Source organism: Escherichia sp. WS568 (genome assembly GCF_046486085.1).
Classification (GTDB): Bacteria; Pseudomonadota; Gammaproteobacteria; order Enterobacterales; family Enterobacteriaceae; genus Escherichia; species Escherichia coli.
This window is the reverse complement of the sequence record NZ_JBJQMC010000002.1, coordinates 225,237-242,580: the sequence shown is the minus strand read 5'-3', so window position 1 is coordinate 242,580 and position 17,344 is coordinate 225,237. Positions and strand designations below refer to the sequence as shown.

The following is a 17,344-nucleotide window of genomic DNA, read 5'->3' as shown; positions in this document are numbered from 1 at the left end:
TGCATAACAACGCAGTCGCACTATTTTTCACTGGAGAGAAGCCCTCATGGCAACACTAACCACCACCCAAACGTCACCGTCGCTGCTTGGCGGCGTGGTGATTATCGGCGGCACCATTATTGGCGCAGGGATGTTTTCTCTGCCAGTGGTCATGTCCGGGGCGTGGTTCTTCTGGTCAATGGCGGCGCTGATCTTTACCTGGTTCTGTATGCTGCATTCCGGCTTGATGATTCTGGAAGCTAACCTGAATTATCGAATCGGTTCGAGCTTTGACACCATCACCAAAGACCTGCTCGGCAAAGGCTGGAACGTAGTCAACGGCATTTCCATTGCCTTTGTGCTCTATATCCTGACTTACGCCTATATTTCTGCCAGCGGTTCGATTCTGCATCACACCTTCGCGGAGATGTCGCTGAACGTCCCTGCACGGGCAGCTGGATTTGGTTTTGCACTACTGGTGGCGTTTGTGGTGTGGTTGAGCACCAAAGCGGTCAGCCGGATGACGGCGATTGTGCTGGGGGCGAAAGTCATTACGTTTTTCCTCACCTTCGGTAGCCTGCTGGGACATGTGCAGCCAACGACCTTGTTCAACGTTGCCGAAAGCAATGCGTCTTATGCGCCGTATCTGCTGATGACACTGCCATTCTGTCTGGCATCTTTTGGTTATCACGGTAACGTGCCGAGCCTGATGAAGTATTACGGCAAAGATCCGAAAACCATCGTGAAATGCCTGGTGTACGGTACGCTGATGGCGCTGGCGCTGTATACCATCTGGTTGCTGGCGACGATGGGCAACATCCCTCGTCCGGAGTTTATCGGCATCGCCGAGAAGGGCGGTAATATTGATGTGCTGGTACAGGCGTTAAGCGGCGTGCTGAACAGCCGTAGCCTGGATCTGCTGCTGGTTGTGTTCTCAAACTTTGCGGTAGCGAGTTCGTTCCTCGGCGTTACGCTGGGTTTGTTTGACTATCTGGCAGATCTGTTTGGTTTCGATGACTCGGCTATGGGCCGCTTGAAAACAGCGTTGCTGACCTTTGCCCCGCCTGTTGTGGGTGGCCTGCTGTTTCCTAACGGATTCCTGTACGCCATTGGTTATGCTGGCTTAGCGGCTACCATCTGGGCGGCAATTGTTCCGGCGCTGTTGGCCCGCGCATCGCGTAAACGCTTTGGTAGCCCGAAATTCCGCGTCTGGGGCGGCAAGCCGATGATTATGCTGATTCTGGTATTTGGCGTTGGCAACGCACTGGTCCATATCTTATCGAGCTTTAATTTGCTGCCGGTGTATCAGTAATCAGCGGTGCCTTATCCGACATTTCTGCTGCCTACACAATGCCTGATGCGCTTCGCTTATCAGGAATTGTGTAGGACAGCGTTGCCATCTCGGATAAGGCTTCCTACGTTAAAACACACTACCCCAATAATTCTTCCTTCACATCCATCACCAGCTCAAACGAATGCAGGCGCGCCTGGTGGTCGAAAATCTGCCCGTTAACCATAATTTCATCGGCGTCGGTTTCGCGCAGGATCGACTGCAAGCCATGACGCACTTTCGCTTTATCGCCCACCAGCGACATACTCAGCGCCTGCTGCACACCATACTGTTCGGACGGCGACCAGAACTGATCCATATTTTGAATCGGTGGCGGCAGTTGCCCGGTTTCGCCGCGGCGCAGCTTCACAAAGGCTTGCTGCATTGAGGTAAACAGGAATTCGGCATCGCGGTTGCTGTCGGCGGCGATAATATTGATGCACACCATCGCATACGGTTTCTCCAACCGTGCCGACGGTTTGAAGTTGCTGCGATAAAGATGCAGCGCCTGGAACAACATATCCGGCGCGAAGTGTGAGGCAAACGCAAACGGCAGACCAAGCTGCGCCGCCAGTTGCGCGCTGTAAAGGCTGGAGCCTAACAACCACACGGGGATTTTCTCGCCATAGCCTGGTACCGGGCGCACATGCGGATTGGGATCGCGGGCGTCAAACCAGTCCACCAGTTCCGCGACATCGCGGGGGAAATTATCAATATCGCCGCTCATATGACGACGCAGCGCCATCATGGTTCGCTGATCGCTACCCGGCGCGCGGCCCAGCCCCAAATCGATTCGCCCCGGATAGAGCGTATTGAGCGTGCCGAATTGTTCGGCGATCACCAACGGTGAGTGGTTAGGCAACATCACGCCGCCAGACCCCAGATGCAGCGTGGTGGTATTCGCCGCCAGATAGCCAATTAACACCGACGTTGCAGCACTGGCAATACCGGTCATATTGTGGTGTTCTGCCAGCCAGTAGCGATGATAGCCGTGCTTTTCAGCCAGACGGGCGAGATCGAGAGAGTGGGAGAACGCTTCTCGCGCTGAAGAGCCTTCGGGGATGGGGGCCAGATCGAGTAGCGAAAACGCAATGGTTTTATCAGTCATAACAGCTCACTTTGTTACCGATTAATCTTTAATACTGCATTAAAGAGTAGTTAAAGTTGTTAACAAAGTGAGCTATATACTTACGCTTGCAGCTCCAGCCCGGCCAGCCGCCGCCAGTAGCCGTTACAATCGCTGTTTGCCGTCAACGGCAGTGGTGCAGCGCCATTTTCATTGGCGCGGAAGGCGTCGAGCATTGCGAAAGTGTCAGTACCCTGCGGTGACAGGCGGACCACATCGACCAGCCCCTGCATGGATGTCAGCTCGTTACCGAGGTTGTAAACGTAGCCGCTCATGGTCTGAATGCCATTGAGTACAAACACTTGTTGGTTTTCCTGCGATAGCACGTTGCGCCCGTTCGGATACTTAATGCAGCAGGTTTCACACTCATCTTTCGGGCGGTCTTCCGAACGCGCGGTAAAGCAGCGGGCGGAGTAGGCCAGCGGCAGATGACCGTAGCTCAGGACTTCCACTTCAAACTGGTTGCGAATGCCCAGCTCATCGCACTGATTAAGCAGATTCACCAACCAGTCGCGGGAAAGCTCCACCGGCATACACCAGCGCATCATGCCCTGTTTGAGCAATATTTTCAGCGTCACCGCGTTGTAGCAGTTCAGCGCGTGCCCGGCGACGAACGGCAGTTTGCGTTCAGCGCACATATTCACCACGCCGAGATCGCTGGCTTCAATCAGAAACTCACCGTTCTCAACATAGCGTTTCAGTTCGCCCAGTTCGGAGGATGCCTGCACCAGTGCCAGCGTGGAGAGCACAATCTGCTTGCCACTTCCGGCGAGCGATTTTGCCATCTCCAGCCAGTCGCCAACTTTGGTTGCCCGGCGTTTGCTACAGACCGCTTCACCAAGATAAATCACGTCGGCGCTGCTGGCGGCGGCCTGCTGATAAAATTCTTCCAGCGTCTCTTTTGGCCAGTACCACAGCACTGGCCCTAAGGAATATTTCATTGCTTTTCTCACTGCCATTTACGGTGATACGCGCCAAGGGTGGTCTGCGTGCCTTCGGACATCGACCCGAGCGTCTCCATCCACGCGCTTTGCGGTATGAAGTTTTGCGGATCGGCCTTACAACGGTCGATAGCCTGACGCCAGACTTTCGCCACCTGGCTGACATACGCCGGGCTACGCTGGCGGCCTTCAATTTTCACCGAAGCAATATTCGCTGCCATTAACTCCGGCAGCAGTTCCAGGGTATTGAGACTGGTGGGTTCTTCCAGCGCGTGATAGCGCTCGCCGTCCACCAGATAACGCCCTTTACACAGCGTCGGATAACCTGCGTTTTCGCCGTCCTGATAACGGTCGATCAGCACTTCGTTCAGGCGGGATTCCAGCCCCTGCGGCGTTTGTTGCCAGCGCACGAAACGGGCCGGAGAACACGCACCCACAGTGTTGGGCGACTCACCCGTCAGATACGACGACAGATAGCAACGACCTTCCGACATAATGCACAGGCTGCCGAAAGCAAAGACTTCCAGTGGTACAGGTGTGACCCGTGCCAGTTGTTTCACCTGATGAATCGACAACACGCGCGGCAGCACCACGCGGGCAACGTCAAAATGGCGATGATAAAAGTTAATCGCCTCTTCATTGGTCGCCGAAGCCTGCACTGACACATGACGCTCAATATGCGGGTAACGCTCGGCGGCGTACTCCAGCATGGCGAGGTCGGCGAGGATCAGCGCGTCGGCACCCAGCTGCGCCGCCATATCCACGGCGCGCTGCCAGCGGGCGTAACCGTCCGGATGCGCAAAAGTGTTAATCGCGATGTGAAGTTTGCGGCGATGTTGATGGACAAAACTCACCGCTTCCTGCAATTTTTTCTCGGTAAAGTTAAGGCCGGCGAAGTGACGGGCATTGGTATCATCTTTTAGCCCGATATAAACAGCATCTGCGCCGTTTTCGATGGCCGCCTTAAGCGCCGGGAGATTTCCGGCAGGGCAGAGCAGCTCCATAATTTTTCCTGAAGGTTGCGCTATCAAAGCGCAAAAATGTTAACGAACTGGGATTTTAGTTAACCTTGCTGCGACAATTTTTGATTTAAGGCAGTTAAAGTTGTATTGGTGGTAGCAGCAATTTCATATGGAATTGTTGATTTATACCGCTATGTTATTTTTCTGATATGGCAAAATAGGATGATTGTTGAAACAGGGAGTAAAACTCGTGTTGGATAAACTGCGTTCCCGTATTGTGCATTTGGGGCCATCTCTGTTGAGTGTACCGGTAAAACTGACGCCATTTGCGCTAAAACGCCAGGTTCTTGAGCAGGTCTTAAGCTGGCAATTCCGCCAGGCGTTGGATGATGGCGAGCTGGAGTTTCTTGAAGGCCGCTGGTTAAGTATTCATGTGCGTGATATTGACCTGCAATGGTTTACCTCGGTGGTGAATGGCAAACTGGTCGTTAGCCAGAACGCGCAAGCTGATGTGAGTTTTAGTGCCGACGCCAGCGATCTGCTGATGATTGCGGCGCGTAAACAAGATCCGGATACGCTCTTCTTCCAACGTCGGCTGGTGATTGAAGGCGATACGGAGCTGGGGTTATATGTGAAAAACCTGATGGACGCCATTGAACTGGAGCAAATGCCGAAAGCCTTACGCATGATGCTGCTGCAACTGGCGGATTTTGTTGAGGCGGGAATGAAAACCGCGCCTGAAACCAAACAGACATCGGTAGGTGAACCATGCTAATTCGAGTAGAAATTCCCATTGATGCGCCGGGTATTGATGCCCTGCTGCGTCGTTCATTCGAAAGTGATGCGGAAGCGAAGCTGGTTCACGATCTGCGTGAAGATGGCTTTCTGACGCTGGGGCTGGTGGCGACAGATGACGAAGGTCAGGTCATTGGCTATGTGGCATTTAGTCCGGTTGATGTGCAGGGCGAAGACCTGCAATGGGTCGGCATGGCACCGCTGGCGGTAGATGAAAAATACCGTGGACAGGGGCTGGCACGCCAACTGGTCTATGAAGGACTCGATTCGCTTAATGAGTTCGGCTATGCCGCAGTGGTGACGCTGGGCGATCCGGCGCTGTACAGCCGTTTCGGCTTTGAACTGGCGGCACATCACGATCTGCGTTGCCGCTGGCCGGGCACTGAAAGTGCCTTCCAGGTACATCGTTTAGCGGATGACGCGCTGAACGGTGTAACTGGTCTGGTTGAGTATCACGAGCACTTCAATCGCTTTTAATCTTTGGGGTTTGCAGGCTGCTCAACAGTTCTGCAAACCCTGCGCCTTCCGCTACCAGACGCTCTTTTTGCCGTTTGGTCAGTTGCTTAACGCGATATTCCGCCCGTAGTGCCAGCGAACGATCGCCCACTGGCGCGGAAAACGCCAGCGTCAGTTCTCCTTTCCCGCGCAGTGCTTTCGCCCCTTTGCCGCTTTGGTGCTGCTGATAGCGGCGTTCGACATCTGTGGTGATCCCGGTATAAAGCTTATTGTCGGCGGTACGGATCAAGTAAAGAAACCAGGGTGTCATCGTCTGCGTCGCATGTTAAGGTCAGGCCCACAGTATAAAAGAGAACAGCAATGGAAACACTCACCGCCATCAGCCGTTGGCTGGCAAAACAACATGTTGTCACCTGGTGTGTGCAGCAGGAAGGGGAACTGTGGTGCGCTAATGCCTTTTATCTTTTTGATGCGCAGAAAGTCGCCTTCTACATTTTGACGGAAGAAAAAACGCGCCACGCGCAGATGAGTGGGCCGCAGGCGGCAGTTGCCGGAACGGTAAACGGTCAGCCGAAAACGGTAGCGTTAATTCGCGGCGTGCAATTTAAAGGCGAGATCCGCAGGCTTGAAGGTGAGGAAAGCGAGCGTGCGCGCCAGGCGTACAATCGTCGCTTTCCGGTTGCCAGAATGCTGTCGGCACCGGTGTGGGAAATCCGGCTTGATGAAATCAAATTCACCGACAACACGCTGGGCTTTGGTAAAAAAATGATCTGGCTACGTAACTCAGGCACCGAGCAGGCGTAATGCCTCGCGGTTAAACGCTGGCAGATCGTCCGGTGTACGGCTGGTAACCAGCTGATCTTTATCGACCACCACTTCCTGATCGTAAAATTCCGCGCCCGCGTTTTTAACATCAATAATGATCGGTTTAACGGCAGTCAGTTTGCGCCCCCGAATCACATCGGCGCTGATCAGCAGCTGCGGACCGTGACAGATGGCGAAAACAGGTTTGCCGCTATTCACAAAATCGCGGGTGAAGGTGACAAAACGGTTGTCGCCACGCAGATAATCCGGTGAATGGCCGCCCGGTAGCAGCAGGGCATCGAACTCTGCGGGCGTCACTTCATCGATGGATTTATCGATGGCCACGCTGGCTTCTCCTTTTTTGCCTTTCACCGTTTTACCCGCTTGTTTTTCAATGGTAATCACTTCGTGTCCGGCTTTACGGAACTCGTCTGCGGGTGAAGTAAATTCTGAATCCTCAAATTCATCACTGATTAAAACGGCAATTTTCTTACTCATGCTTCCTCCGCGATGTTGCATTGGATGAGGCGAATTTCCCACAATCGGGGATAATTACCTCATGGTCTATTAAGCCTGGTGCATGAGCCGTGGAGCGCAAGGCAGACAATTCTGTAAAGGAGCGAAGATGAGTCAGGTACTGATTACAGGCGCAACGGGGCTGGTGGGCGGTCACCTGCTGCGGATGTTGATTAACGAACCGAAAGTTAACGCCATAGCCGCGCCGACGCGACGTCCGTTGGGCGATATGCCAGGGGTGTTTAATCCCCATGATCCGCAACTGACCGACGCGCTGGCGCAGGTCACCGATCCCATCGACATTGTGTTTTGTTGTCTCGGCACCACGCGGCGAGAAGCGGGGAGCAAAGAGGCGTTTATTCATGCCGATTACACGCTGGTGGTGGATACCGCATTAACCGGGCGGCGCCTCGGTGCGCAGCATATGTTGGTAGTCAGTGCGATGGGTGCCAATGCCCACTCGCCGTTTTTCTATAACCGCGTCAAAGGGGAGATGGAAGAAGCATTAATCGCCCAGAACTGGCCGAAATTGACCATTGCTCGCCCGTCGATGTTACTGGGCGATCGTAGCAAACAGCGGATGAACGAAACGCTTTTTGCGCCGCTGTTCCGTTTGTTACCAGGTAACTGGAAATCCATTGATGCGAGAGACGTGGCGCGGGTCATGTTGGCAGAGGCGATGCGGCCTGAGCATGAAGGCGTGACGATTTTAAGCTCTTCAGAATTACGCAAAAGAGCTGAATAATTATTCCCAAGAAATGATAGTGAGCGTAATATTCACGCGCTCAATTATCATATCTTATTCCTGGGGAATGCTATGACTGGTCAGTCTTCATCTCAGGCGGCAACGCCCATTCAGTGGTGGAAACCCGCGCTTTTCTTTCTCGTTGTCATTGCTGGTCTCTGGTATGTGAAATGGCAACCTTACTACGGCAAAGCGTTTACTGCTGCCGAAACCCACAGTATCGGTAAATCTATCCTTGCGCAGGCGGATGCTAATCCGTGGCAGGCGGCGTTGGATTACGCGATGATCTATTTCCTCGCGGTATGGAAAGCGGCGGTGCTGGGCGTACTGCTCGGGTCGTTGATTCAGGTGCTGATCCCGCGTGACTGGTTATTGCGTACGCTTGGGCAATCGCGCTTTCGCGGCACGCTGCTGGGAACGCTGTTTTCGCTGCCGGGCATGATGTGTACCTGCTGTGCGGCTCCGGTCGCGGCGGGAATGCGTCGCCAACAGGTGTCGATGGGCGGTGCGCTGGCATTCTGGATGGGGAATCCGTTGTTAAACCCGGCGACGCTGGTGTTTATGGGGTTCGTCCTCGGCTGGGGTTTTGCGGCGATTCGTCTGGTGGCGGGGCTGGTGATGGTGTTGCTGATTGCGACGCTGGTGCAAAAATGGGTGCGTGAAACACCGCAAACGCAGGCACCGGTCGAAATTGACATACCGGAAGCACAGGGAGGATTTTTTAGCCGCTGGGGCAGGGCGCTATGGACGCTTTTCTGGAGTACAATCCCGGTTTACATCCTTGCAGTACTGGTGTTGGGTGCCGCTCGCGTCTGGCTATTCCCCCATGCCGATGGTGCTGTCGATAACAGCCTGATGTGGGTGGTGGCGATGGCGGTGGCAGGATGCTTGTTTGTCATTCCCACGGCAGCAGAAATTCCGATTGTACAAACGATGATACTGGCAGGCATGGGAACCGCTCCGGCGCTGGCATTGTTGATGACGCTCCCGGCGGTGAGTTTGCCGTCACTGATTATGTTGCGTAAAGCGTTCCCGGCGAAAGCCTTATGGCTGACGGGGGCGATGGTGGCAGTGTCTGGTGTGATTGTCGGCGGGTTGGCGCTGTTGGCTTGATTTGAGGGAAAACATGTCGGATGCGGCGTAAACGCCTTATCCGACCTACGGTTTGCATCGTTGTAGGCCTGATAAGACGCTGCAAGCGTCGCATCAGGCATTACAAGGGCTGCTATTTAATAAACGTAAACGCCGTAGTTACACGCTTTACGCCGCTCACCCGGCTGGCAATATCTGCCGCCGCTTTCGCTTCACGTTCAGTCACCAGCCCCATCAGGAACACTTCACCGTTTTCGGTGGTCACTTTCACGTTGGACGATTTCACCAGGTCGCTGGTTAACAGCTGCGAACGCACTTTGGTGGTGATCCACGTATCGTTAGACGCTTCGCCCAGACCAATCGGCTGGCCCTGACGAATCTCGTTATACACTTCGTTGGCACCGTCTACGCCCATCGCAATTTGTTTAGCGCGAGCCGAAAGTTCAGCGTTTGGTGACTGCCCAACCAACAGCACTTTGCCCTGATACGCCGTGACATTAATACGGGTTTCTTTCTTAATCTGTTCGTCTTTCGACAATGCGCTGTTCACGCGCACTTCCAGGGTACCATCGTCCACCTGGGTGCCGACACTGCGTGGGTCAGTTGCGGCTTTGGTACCTACAGCAGCGGTACCCACTACGGCAGCGGCAACACAACCTTGCAACAGCAGCGCGGAAAGAAGGACTGCGATTGGCGATAATGCCTTCATGTATTCTCCTTAAACATCCTGGTGAGGGAAAAGCGTGTTATCGATCAGATCGCACAGGCAATTTACCGTCAGCATATGCATTTCCTGAATGCGAGCACTACGATGCGAAGGAATGCGGATCTCCACATCCTGTGGCCCTAACAAACCTGCAAGTTCACCGCCGTCATAGCCGGTTAATGCCACAATGGTCATATCACGCGTAACGGCAGCTTCTACCGCTTTTACAATATCGCGGCTGTTGCCACGGGTGGAAATGGCTAACAATACATCTCCCGCATGACCCAGCGCCCGCACCTGTTTTGCATACACTTCATCATGTAAGCGATCGTTGGCAATCGCCGTTAAGACAACATTATCAGTATTTAGTGCAATGGCAGGTAAGCTGGGCCGCTCCGTTTCGAAACGGTTGATCATGCTGGCAGCAAAATGCTGTGCATTGGCAGCGGAAGTTCCATTACCACAACAGAGGATTTTGTTGCCATTGAGCAGAGACTGAACCAGCGTCATAGCTGCACGCGAGATGGCATCCGGAAGCGCCTCTGCCGCCGCAATTTGAGTTTGAATGCTTTCAGTGAAGCAAGCTTTAATTCTTTCTTGCACGCTAATCCTTAAACCTTAATTATGAGTGGTCATTAAAGGCATCCTTAATCCACTCAACCTCATTCCCGGTGAAGGCTACCACATCGAACCGGCAATCCACAGTATCAAAACTCCCATTATGACGCGCGAGCCACAAGCGGGCAGTCTGTAATAATTTGTGTTGTTTGCTGCGGGTCACACTGGCTGCCGCGCCGCCATAAAGCGCAGAGCGGCGGTAACGCACCTCGACAAAAACGGTGGTCCTGCCTTCACGCATTATCAGATCGATCTCGCCGCCACGCTCGTTCACGTTAGCGGCGATAAACCGCAGTCCTTTGCCTTCCAGCCAGCGACGCGCTTGTGCTTCCCACGCATCGCCGGTCTGTTTGGTGGTTAACTGGCGGGGACTACCTGACCTTGTTGGTACTGTAGCCATGATAACTTCCTGTTAATCACGCAATCCGGGTTAGCCGTCAGACTTCCGGTATTACCGTTGATTTCAAAACCCTGAACCTGGCGCATTTGTGAGAAATGATTTGCCAACGACCAGGCATCGACGCCCATCGCATACATGCGAGCCAGCGAATAATCGTTGTTCACCGCGCTGAGCGCCTGCTGCATTAACGGCAGATTACCGCCTGCCAGCATCGGGATTTCGCTGTACTGCAAGCCTTCCATCTCCAGGCGGAAATCCGGGCCAGCGGTCCCTTGCGCACTGCGGGAGCTGGCGTACAGCGTTGCACCGCTCTGGCTACCGTTACGCATGGCGATCATTGGTTTGATAAAAGCGATTTCACCCGGCGTTGCCACAATGTACACCGCATCGACACGACCGCCATTATTGGTGAACTGGTCATCGGTTGGCGTGGTTTGCAGCGTTGGATTGTTGGTCGTCATGCCGGAGTCGGTTGTTTCTCTGGGAGTAATCGGGCTACCCGTTAAAGCAATACCAGAACCGCCGTTAACACCCGCGCGTAATTCGCTGGTGGAACCAAATTTTTGTTGCAGAACGGTGCCGCCACCCAGTTTCTGCCACTCTTGCGCAAACGCATTGGCTACGCGATCGCCCAATGAACTGCGTGGGATCAGCACCAGCGGCGCTTGTTTACCCTGGTCACGAATATGACGCGCTGCATCGCGCGCTTCGTCTTCCGGTGAAAGCGCGAAGTAACAAATATTGACGCGGTTTTCGATATTCTCCGGCTGGTTCAGTGCCAGCACGTTCAGCGGGGTGTTGCTCTTCAGCAACTCTTCAACGTTATTTTTCAGCAACGGACCGACCACAATACTCGCACCATCCTGCTGAACCTGGCTTAAGATCTGGCTAAGTGGTTGTGATGAGGTATCGTAGATTTTTAGCTCTGCGGATGGATTTGCGGGTGCGCTTACCGCTGCGGTGCTTGTCGCCGGGGCGCTTACAGGCACCGGCTGGGCCGCAGGCTGCTCACCGGTCAGATCGCTAACCGAGGCTTGTGCCGGGCTGGCAACGCCATCCACGGTTTGCGGCTGAGGTTGTTCTGCTACGTCTGCGGCAGGTGCGGCAGCTACCTGGGCCGCCACTGGCTGAGTGCCGATATTTTTCGCCGCTTCAAAGCCTTGCTGAATAGTGCGACCAAATACCGCTGCCTGGCCATTCAGTGGCAACAGCAGGGCGATTTTGTTGGTCGATGCGGGTTTAAACGCTTTTACGTTAACCAACTGCGTTGGCAGCATTTTCGCGCCCGGGTTGTTCGGATAACGTTTCTGCCAGTCGGCGATCCCGGCTTTCATCATGTCGGGATCGTTACGGTTATCAAACCAGATGCGCTGCAGATCCAACCAGCCTTGCAGAATATTTTCGTCGGCATTGATCACGAGCGTATTCGCCTGTTCCTGAGTCATGGAGGAGAGCGCCTGCCAGGTGGCGTCAATATTCTGCTGCTTTTCTTTCGCGCCGAGCAGCGGTTCCTGAGCAATTAACGCGCGCAGTAAATCAATGGAAGGACGCCCCTGGCTGGCATCGATTTTTGCCTGCCAGTAACGCGCTTGCTGGTTTTGTTCTAAATCGGCAGGTGTGATTTTCGCCAGCAAGTTTTGCGCGCCAGCAAAATCTTTCTGCGCCAGTTTAATCTCTGCCGCCAGCAGTGTTTTCTCGCGACGCTGAGAATCGTTCAGTTCTTGCGGTAGTTGGTTAAACAACTCCACCGCCTGTCCGGTTTTACCTTCTTTCACCAGTGCATGAATGGCGAGTAATTGCCAGTTGATCCTGGTATCATCAGAACTTTGCTGCATCTGTTGCAGGTAAAAGGCAGAATCAGCCTGCGCCGTGCCCTGCATATAAGCAGTGGACTGATCGGGAGTATGGGTGCCACAACCGGCGAAAATCAGGGCTGCCAGAACAACAGGCAGACAACGCGCGGCTTTCAAACGAGAAAATGTTGAGGGTACCATAATGTATCCAGTGATATTTTTTTTACGCAATGCTCAATATTAAATCGGCAATACGGACGACACAATGAAACAACACCAATCGGCGGATAATTCTCAGGGCCAGCTTTACATTGTACCGACGCCAATCGGCAATCTGGCGGATATCACCCAGCGTGCGTTGGAGGTATTACAGGCCGTTGATCTGATTGCCGCCGAGGATACGCGTCACACCGGTTTATTGCTGCAACATTTTGGGATTAATGCTCGGTTGTTTGCGCTGCACGACCATAACGAACAACAAAAAGCCGAAACGCTGCTGGCGAAGCTGCAAGAGGGGCAAAACATTGCGCTGGTTTCCGATGCCGGAACGCCGCTAATTAACGATCCTGGCTACCATCTGGTGCGTACCTGCCGTGAAGCGGGGATTCGCGTGGTGCCGCTACCCGGGCCGTGTGCTGCTATCACTGCGTTAAGCGCCGCGGGTTTACCATCCGATCGTTTTTGTTATGAAGGCTTTTTACCTGCCAAATCAAAAGGCCGCCGTGATGCGCTAAAAGCCATTGAAGCGGAGCCGCGCACGCTGATTTTTTATGAATCTACCCACCGCCTGTTAGATAGCCTGGAAGATATCGTTGCGGTATTAGGCGAATCCCGCTACGTCGTTCTGGCGCGTGAGCTGACCAAAACCTGGGAAACCATTCACGGCGCGCCCGTTGGCGAGCTGCTGGCGTGGGTCAAAGAAGATGAAAACCGTCGCAAAGGCGAAATGGTACTGATTGTCGAAGGCCATAAAGCACAGGAAGAAGACTTACCCGCCGATGCCCTGCGCACGCTGGCGCTGTTGCAGGCAGAACTGCCACTGAAAAAAGCGGCGGCGCTGGCAGCAGAAATTCACGGCGTGAAGAAAAATGCGCTGTATAAGTATGCACTGGAGCAGCAGGGAGAGTGATTACAGGCGTTGCAGCAGGAATAGCGCTACAACGCCTTTACCAGGCGAGTTAACGACGACACATTTCATCAATCACGCATGTGAAATGGTTATGCAGCCATAAAAACGAAGCCGGGATAGCGGTAGAGACTTTAGCCGTGAGAAAACGTTCTGTCGCATCCTGCTTTCCTTCGCCAGTCACCAGTAGCAAAACTTCGCGGGTATTGAGAATATCCTTCAGGCCTAAGGTGATCCCACGAGTCACGGGACGGCCCGCGGTTTTTAACATCTCATGTTGCTGTGTTCTGGCATCAAGTTGACTGATATGGCAGGCCGGTTGCAGGCTTTCTCCCGGTTCGTTCAGCCCAAGATGACCGTTTTTCCCCAATCCGAGAACGCATAAATCCAGACCGCCTTTGCGCGCAATCAGGTTCGTTACCCGTTCGCACTCTGTCTCATTTATCTCTTCAGAGCGAAAGCTGATGAGCTGGTCTTCACGCAGCCCCAGCGGCTGCACGATATGCTGTTGTAGGAAAGTTTCGCAGGTGCCAGGCATTGTTAATGGCAGATCCACCCATTCGTCGAGCTTCACGAAGGTGAGCTGGCTGACATCAACCTGCTGCTGGTGGATTTTTTCTACCAGATAATGATACGTCAGTAATGGCGTGGCTCCGGTCGCCAGGCAAATCACGGCATCCGGTTTACTACGGATCACGGCCAATAAATATTCGCTGGCACGTTCACTTAACGCCGTATAGTTTTCAACTTGTTGAAGGGTTTGCACAGGATGAAATTCCTTAAGTAAAGAGGCACCGCCAGACGCAGTGCCTCGTTCCATTTACAAAATGCCGAATGCGGAACAAACAATAGAGAGCACAAAAGTCACGCCGATTAACAGCACCGGATGCGCTTTTTTCACCCGCAGGAAGTAATACATCAGCAGGGTGTAGGCCATCGGTAAAATGTTCGGGAAGACTTTATCGAAGAAATCCTGCTGCAGTGCGACGCTGTGGGTACTGTCGATGGCAAACGATGTCACCACGTTAATATGCACATACGAAGCGATCAGCCCGCCGATTACCGTGATCCCGAGGATGGTTGCCGAACGAGCAATCATCTGCGAGTTCTTTCGCACTTTATCGATCGCCTTCACGCCGACTGAATAACCGACGTGGGTCCAGCCGACGCGCAGGAAGAAGATAAGCAGGTAAACGGCGAAAAACAAAATCGGCCCCAACAGGTTTCCCTGGCTGGCAAATGATGAGCAAATTCCCGCCATAATCGGCAATAAGGTAAACCAGAAAATCGCATCGCCAATCCCGGCGATTGGGCCAAACAGTGCCACTTTGAGGCCTTTAATGGTGTCGCGGTTTTCTCCTTTTTCTTCCATCGAAATTAATAACCCCATCAGGAATCCGACCAGATTCGGGTGGGTATTAATAAATTCGAGGTTATCTTTCATCGCCGCGCTTAGGCCCGGTTTGTCGTCCTTATAAATCTTTTTCAGGATCGGCAACATCGCCCAGGTAAAACCGCCCGCCTGCATCCTTTCGTAGTTAAAGCTCGCTTGCAGCAGTGACGAACGAAAGCCCAGACGGGTGATATCTTTTTTACTGATTTCAGATCCCATTGCTGTAGTCCTCTTCTTCATTTTTACTGGCAACGGGCTGCGGTTGCGCTTGCTGCCGGGATTTCGCATTGAAAAACTCATACACCGCAAAGCCTGCGCCCAGCACGGCAACCGGCAACAGGTTGCTGACCTGGATGTAGCAAACGAACAGGAAACCGGCGATCAGGTAAGGGATATATTGCGCTTTGAACATCACGCGCAGCAGCAAGCCAAAACCAACGGCAGGCAGAATACCGCCAGCCACTTCAAAGCCGTGGGTCAGCCAGGCGGGCATCGCTTTCACCAGCGCCTGCATCGCCCCTTGTGCCAGGTAAGTACAGAGGAAAGCAATCACCGCATACGCTGAAGCGACGATGAGCATCGTTGTCCAGTTAAGTCGGGAAAATGCTGCCGTATCCGCCTCTTTTGCGCATTTATCGGCTTTGGTCATAAATAATGAGAAAGCGGAATAGAAGAACAGAATGACGTACTGCATTAACAAACTAAACGGCAGGCCAAGACCAATTGCCGTTTTGGCATCAACGCCCGTAGACCATGCAATGACAGTGGTCATCAGACCCGCCATAATAGGGTTGGGCGGCTGAACACCACCTGCAGGGGTTAATCCGGCGAAAGCCAACTCTGTCAGGCCACCGGTAATTAAGCCAGTCTGAATATCACCGAGAATAGCACCTGTAAGGGTACAAACGATTATCGGGCGGAATAAAAATAAGGCTTCCAGCCAAAAATCAATCCCCAGAAAGAAAACTAACGCCGCCAGGGATAATCCCTGGAGTAGGGTTATTTCATGCATTTTTATTACCTCAAACCAATATTAAGGCGATTTTAGATTTAGTCAGGGATTTGTTCTTTTTGATCGCCAGGGACGTCCTGAATGAAAACATTCACGCCACGTTGTTTAATAAAACGTAAGTCCGCGAGATCCTGGTCATCGACATAAACTTTACTGCTGATTTGCTTTTTCCCTTCCGAGAAATGCATATTGCCGACGTTGACATCTTTCAGGTCAATACCACCTTCTACCAATTTACGTACCGTTTGTGGCGTACGGCAAATCAGGAAGATCTTCTGATGCGGTGCAGCTTTGCCGATGACGTTAATGGTTTTTTCGATAGTAAAGAAACGAATGCCAAAGCCGTAGGTTTCTGCGGTAATACCCATTAATTTCTGTTGAATATCATCGTTAGCGACAACATCATCCACGACTACCAACAGATTCGCACCGATGGTGGATGTCCAGGTCACGCCAACCTGACCGTGAACCAGACGGTTATCAATACGGGTTAAGAGAATATTTGGACTGCTCATTGTGTAATCCTCACCATAAAGTTGAATAATATAATTTTTTTAAATATATTATTGTTGCGATATTGTACTGATGTATTTATTAAGGTTTAGTCATCTCCTTTTCCATTAAGGCACTCCCCGATATTAATCGGGAAGTACATTGGGATAAATCATAAAAAACTAATGATTATGCTGAAATTCGATTCGCTGAACCACAGACATTAATTTTATTTCTGACAACTTCTTTCATCGCATCCATTCCGACGCGCATATAATAACGAGGATCATTACCCTGCGGATTTTCCGCAAACCAGGCTTTAACCGCGCCAGCGAAGGCTATTTTTAATTCTGTGGCAACGTTCACTTTTGTGACGCCAAGTTCAATAGTGCGACGGACAAATTCATCCGGGACATCGCTGGCACCATGCAGCACCAGAGGAACATCCACCACTTCACGAATTTCCGCCAGCCGCTGGAAATCAATCTTCGGCGTTTTGCTGTATAAGCCGTGCGCCGTACCAATCGCTACCGCCAGGCTGTCGACGCCAGTCAGTTCGACAAAGCGTTTAGCTTCTTGTGGATCGGTCAGGAATGCACTTTCGGCGTCAACGCTCATGTCATCTTCAACACCGCCGAGGCGGCCCAGTTCTGCTTCCACGCTGCAATCCTGTGAGTGGCAGAAGTCGACAACCGATTTCACCAGCTTTACGTTCTCGTCAAACGGGAAGTGGCTGCCGTCGATCATCGCACTGCGCACGCCTGCGTGGACTTTACGGCGAATATCATCCAGCGATTCGTGGTGGTCGAGATGCAGCGCCAGTGGCATGTTGTAGGTTGTGGAATAGGCACTACACAGGGCGTAGATCTCTTCCAGCGCGATATGTTTAAAGGTCCCCGGCGTCCCGGCGAGGATCACCGGCGATCGCATTTCACTGCACACTTCGAGGATCGCCTGGATCGTCTCGGCGTTATGAATGTTAAAGGCAGGCACCGCGTAGCCATTGGCCTGGGCGTCCTGTAACAGATATTTGGTGGAGATAATGCTCATAATGCGAT

The 17,344-nt window shown here is 52.8% G+C and carries 21 protein-coding genes; 7 read left to right on the top strand and 14 right to left on the bottom strand.

The features are described from left to right. Nucleotides 1-46: 46 nt before the first annotated feature. Nucleotides 47-1,291 carry a tryptophan permease gene (mtr, locus tag ACJHWR_RS03575; protein ID WP_000224361.1) on the top strand — a complete coding sequence of 415 codons (1,245 nt, stop codon included), beginning with the start codon at nt 47-49 and terminating at the stop codon, nt 1,289-1,291. A gap of 118 nt (nt 1,292-1,409) precedes the next feature. Here mtr and ACJHWR_RS03570 read toward each other — a convergent pair whose 3' ends face one another. The 3 genes from ACJHWR_RS03570 to ACJHWR_RS03560 form a co-directional block, all read right to left on the bottom strand. Then, nucleotides 1,410-2,417 carry a luciferase-like monooxygenase gene (locus ACJHWR_RS03570; protein WP_000130367.1) on the bottom strand — a complete coding sequence of 336 codons (1,008 nt, stop codon included), beginning with the start codon at nt 2,415-2,417 and terminating at the stop codon, nt 1,410-1,412. An 80-nt stretch (nt 2,418-2,497) separates the two neighbouring features. Then, complete coding sequence (locus tag ACJHWR_RS03565; RefSeq protein ID WP_001361201.1) at nt 2,498-3,376, bottom strand: U32 family peptidase; 879 nt, start codon at nt 3,374-3,376, stop codon at nt 2,498-2,500. Between the two features lie 8 nt (nt 3,377-3,384). Then, nucleotides 3,385-4,380: a peptidase U32 family protein gene (locus ACJHWR_RS03560; RefSeq protein ID WP_001298771.1), complete on the bottom strand. Its 996-nt coding sequence runs from the start codon at nt 4,378-4,380 to the stop codon at nt 3,385-3,387. Nucleotides 4,381-4,588: 208 nt separating this feature from the next. Between ACJHWR_RS03560 and ACJHWR_RS03555 the strand changes: the two genes are divergently transcribed. Together ACJHWR_RS03555 and ACJHWR_RS03550 are read left to right on the top strand one after the other, a co-directional pair. Next, nucleotides 4,589-5,113 (top strand): SCP2 domain-containing protein, encoded by a 525-nt coding sequence (locus ACJHWR_RS03555; protein ID WP_001295552.1) that lies wholly within the window; start codon nt 4,589-4,591, stop codon nt 5,111-5,113. Then, the gene (locus tag ACJHWR_RS03550; protein WP_000908554.1) at nt 5,107-5,610 is read left to right on the top strand and encodes a GNAT family N-acetyltransferase; all 504 of its coding nucleotides are present in this window, start codon (nt 5,107-5,109) and stop codon (nt 5,608-5,610) included. The genes ACJHWR_RS03555 and ACJHWR_RS03550 overlap by 7 nt, the downstream gene beginning before the upstream one ends. Here the strand turns inward: ACJHWR_RS03550 and yhbQ are convergent. Next, on the bottom strand, nt 5,597-5,899 hold the full coding sequence (yhbQ, locus tag ACJHWR_RS03545; RefSeq protein ID WP_000189315.1) for a DNA damage response exodeoxyribonuclease YhbQ: 303 nt from the start codon (nt 5,897-5,899) through the stop codon (nt 5,597-5,599). The genes ACJHWR_RS03550 and yhbQ overlap by 14 nt on opposite strands. Nucleotides 5,900-5,949: 50 nt before the next feature. Between yhbQ and ACJHWR_RS03540 the strand changes: the two genes are divergently transcribed. Beyond that, complete coding sequence (locus ACJHWR_RS03540) at nt 5,950-6,393, top strand: YhbP family protein (protein WP_000449459.1); 444 nt, start codon at nt 5,950-5,952, stop codon at nt 6,391-6,393. Here ACJHWR_RS03540 and yhbO read toward each other — a convergent pair. After that, on the bottom strand, nt 6,373-6,891 hold the full coding sequence (gene yhbO, locus ACJHWR_RS03535; protein WP_000037592.1) for a protein/nucleic acid deglycase: 519 nt from the start codon (nt 6,889-6,891) through the stop codon (nt 6,373-6,375). The genes ACJHWR_RS03540 and yhbO overlap by 21 nt on opposite strands. Nucleotides 6,892-7,018: 127 nt before the next feature. Between yhbO and ACJHWR_RS03530 the strand changes: the two genes are divergently transcribed. Continuing rightward, on the top strand, nt 7,019-7,654 hold the full coding sequence (locus tag ACJHWR_RS03530) for an NAD(P)H-binding protein (RefSeq protein ID WP_000084526.1): 636 nt from the start codon (nt 7,019-7,021) through the stop codon (nt 7,652-7,654). Between the two features lie 72 nt (nt 7,655-7,726). Then, nucleotides 7,727-8,767 (top strand): permease, encoded by a 1,041-nt coding sequence (locus tag ACJHWR_RS03525; RefSeq protein WP_000147631.1) that lies wholly within the window; start codon nt 7,727-7,729, stop codon nt 8,765-8,767. Nucleotides 8,768-8,879: 112 nt separating this feature from the next. On the opposite strand, the gene dolP is transcribed toward ACJHWR_RS03525, so the two are convergent. From dolP to lpoA, 4 genes are read right to left on the bottom strand one after another with little or no spacing between them, the layout of a single operon-like run. Continuing rightward, complete coding sequence (dolP, locus tag ACJHWR_RS03520; RefSeq protein WP_000646049.1) at nt 8,880-9,455, bottom strand: division/outer membrane stress-associated lipid-binding lipoprotein; 576 nt, start codon at nt 9,453-9,455, stop codon at nt 8,880-8,882. 9 nt (nt 9,456-9,464) lie between these two features. Next, nucleotides 9,465-10,055 (bottom strand): DnaA initiator-associating protein DiaA, encoded by a 591-nt coding sequence (gene diaA / locus ACJHWR_RS03515; RefSeq protein WP_001158035.1) that lies wholly within the window; start codon nt 10,053-10,055, stop codon nt 9,465-9,467. A 19-nt stretch (nt 10,056-10,074) separates the two neighbouring features. Then, complete coding sequence (locus ACJHWR_RS03510) at nt 10,075-10,470, bottom strand: YraN family protein (protein ID WP_000246837.1); 396 nt, start codon at nt 10,468-10,470, stop codon at nt 10,075-10,077. Next, nucleotides 10,428-12,464 carry a penicillin-binding protein activator LpoA gene (gene lpoA / locus ACJHWR_RS03505; protein ID WP_000249093.1) on the bottom strand — a complete coding sequence of 679 codons (2,037 nt, stop codon included), beginning with the start codon at nt 12,462-12,464 and terminating at the stop codon, nt 10,428-10,430. Before lpoA ends, ACJHWR_RS03510 begins: the two co-directional genes overlap by 43 nt. Nucleotides 12,465-12,528: 64 nt before the next feature. Here lpoA and rsmI point away from each other — a divergent pair, with 64 nt between their 5' ends. Beyond that, the gene (gene rsmI / locus ACJHWR_RS03500) at nt 12,529-13,392 is read left to right on the top strand and encodes a 16S rRNA (cytidine(1402)-2'-O)-methyltransferase (RefSeq protein WP_000809263.1); all 864 of its coding nucleotides are present in this window, start codon (nt 12,529-12,531) and stop codon (nt 13,390-13,392) included. Nucleotides 13,393-13,441: 49 nt separating this feature from the next. Here rsmI and ACJHWR_RS03495 read toward each other — a convergent pair whose 3' ends face one another. The 5 genes from ACJHWR_RS03495 to kbaY all read right to left on the bottom strand — a co-directional run bounded on the left by ACJHWR_RS03495 (nt 13,442) and on the right by kbaY (nt 17,336). Next, the gene (locus ACJHWR_RS03495) at nt 13,442-14,209 is read right to left on the bottom strand and encodes a galactosamine-6-phosphate isomerase (RefSeq protein WP_012311721.1); all 768 of its coding nucleotides are present in this window, start codon (nt 14,207-14,209) and stop codon (nt 13,442-13,444) included. After that, nucleotides 14,210-15,001: a PTS galactosamine transporter subunit IID gene (gene agaD / locus ACJHWR_RS03490; RefSeq protein ID WP_000534354.1), complete on the bottom strand. Its 792-nt coding sequence runs from the start codon at nt 14,999-15,001 to the stop codon at nt 14,210-14,212. It abuts the gene before it with no gap. Continuing rightward, complete coding sequence (gene agaC, locus ACJHWR_RS03485) at nt 14,991-15,794, bottom strand: PTS galactosamine transporter subunit IIC (protein ID WP_000544474.1); 804 nt, start codon at nt 15,792-15,794, stop codon at nt 14,991-14,993. The genes agaD and agaC overlap by 11 nt, the downstream gene beginning before the upstream one ends. Before the next feature lie 38 nt (nt 15,795-15,832). Continuing rightward, nucleotides 15,833-16,309 (bottom strand): PTS galactosamine transporter subunit IIB, encoded by a 477-nt coding sequence (gene agaB / locus ACJHWR_RS03480; protein ID WP_000098022.1) that lies wholly within the window; start codon nt 16,307-16,309, stop codon nt 15,833-15,835. Between the two features lie 166 nt (nt 16,310-16,475). Beyond that, nucleotides 16,476-17,336 (bottom strand): tagatose-bisphosphate aldolase subunit KbaY, encoded by an 861-nt coding sequence (gene kbaY, locus ACJHWR_RS03475; protein ID WP_000022773.1) that lies wholly within the window; start codon nt 17,334-17,336, stop codon nt 16,476-16,478. Nucleotides 17,337-17,344 lie beyond the last annotated feature (8 nt).

Excerpts from the sequence above, each read along its gene's own strand:
- yhbQ (WP_000189315.1), bottom strand. The coding sequence starts at position 5,899 with ATGACACCCTGGTTTCTTTACTTGATCCGTACCGCCGACAATAAGCTT.
- ACJHWR_RS03510 (WP_000246837.1), bottom strand. The coding sequence starts at position 10,470 with ATGGCTACAGTACCAACAAGGTCAGGTAGTCCCCGCCAGTTAACCACC.
- yhbO (WP_000037592.1), bottom strand. The coding sequence starts at position 6,891 with ATGAGTAAGAAAATTGCCGTTTTAATCAGTGATGAATTTGAGGATTCA.
- lpoA (WP_000249093.1), bottom strand. The coding sequence starts at position 12,464 with ATGGTACCCTCAACATTTTCTCGTTTGAAAGCCGCGCGTTGTCTGCCT.
- rsmI (WP_000809263.1), top strand. The coding sequence starts at position 12,529 with ATGAAACAACACCAATCGGCGGATAATTCTCAGGGCCAGCTTTACATT.
- ACJHWR_RS03560 (WP_001298771.1), bottom strand. The coding sequence starts at position 4,380 with ATGGAGCTGCTCTGCCCTGCCGGAAATCTCCCGGCGCTTAAGGCGGCC.
- agaD (WP_000534354.1), bottom strand. The coding sequence starts at position 15,001 with ATGGGATCTGAAATCAGTAAAAAAGATATCACCCGTCTGGGCTTTCGT.
- ACJHWR_RS03570 (WP_000130367.1), bottom strand. The coding sequence starts at position 2,417 with ATGACTGATAAAACCATTGCGTTTTCGCTACTCGATCTGGCCCCCATC.
- dolP (WP_000646049.1), bottom strand. The coding sequence starts at position 9,455 with ATGAAGGCATTATCGCCAATCGCAGTCCTTCTTTCCGCGCTGCTGTTG.
- ACJHWR_RS03525 (WP_000147631.1), top strand. The coding sequence starts at position 7,727 with ATGACTGGTCAGTCTTCATCTCAGGCGGCAACGCCCATTCAGTGGTGG.
- ACJHWR_RS03495 (WP_012311721.1), bottom strand. The coding sequence starts at position 14,209 with ATGGAACGAGGCACTGCGTCTGGCGGTGCCTCTTTACTTAAGGAATTT.
- agaC (WP_000544474.1), bottom strand. The coding sequence starts at position 15,794 with ATGCATGAAATAACCCTACTCCAGGGATTATCCCTGGCGGCGTTAGTT.
- ACJHWR_RS03530 (WP_000084526.1), top strand. The coding sequence starts at position 7,019 with ATGAGTCAGGTACTGATTACAGGCGCAACGGGGCTGGTGGGCGGTCAC.
- ACJHWR_RS03565 (WP_001361201.1), bottom strand. The coding sequence starts at position 3,376 with ATGAAATATTCCTTAGGGCCAGTGCTGTGGTACTGGCCAAAAGAGACG.
- kbaY (WP_000022773.1), bottom strand. The coding sequence starts at position 17,336 with ATGAGCATTATCTCCACCAAATATCTGTTACAGGACGCCCAGGCCAAT.
- ACJHWR_RS03550 (WP_000908554.1), top strand. The coding sequence starts at position 5,107 with ATGCTAATTCGAGTAGAAATTCCCATTGATGCGCCGGGTATTGATGCC.
- ACJHWR_RS03540 (WP_000449459.1), top strand. The coding sequence starts at position 5,950 with ATGGAAACACTCACCGCCATCAGCCGTTGGCTGGCAAAACAACATGTT.
- mtr (WP_000224361.1), top strand. The coding sequence starts at position 47 with ATGGCAACACTAACCACCACCCAAACGTCACCGTCGCTGCTTGGCGGC.
- agaB (WP_000098022.1), bottom strand. The coding sequence starts at position 16,309 with ATGAGCAGTCCAAATATTCTCTTAACCCGTATTGATAACCGTCTGGTT.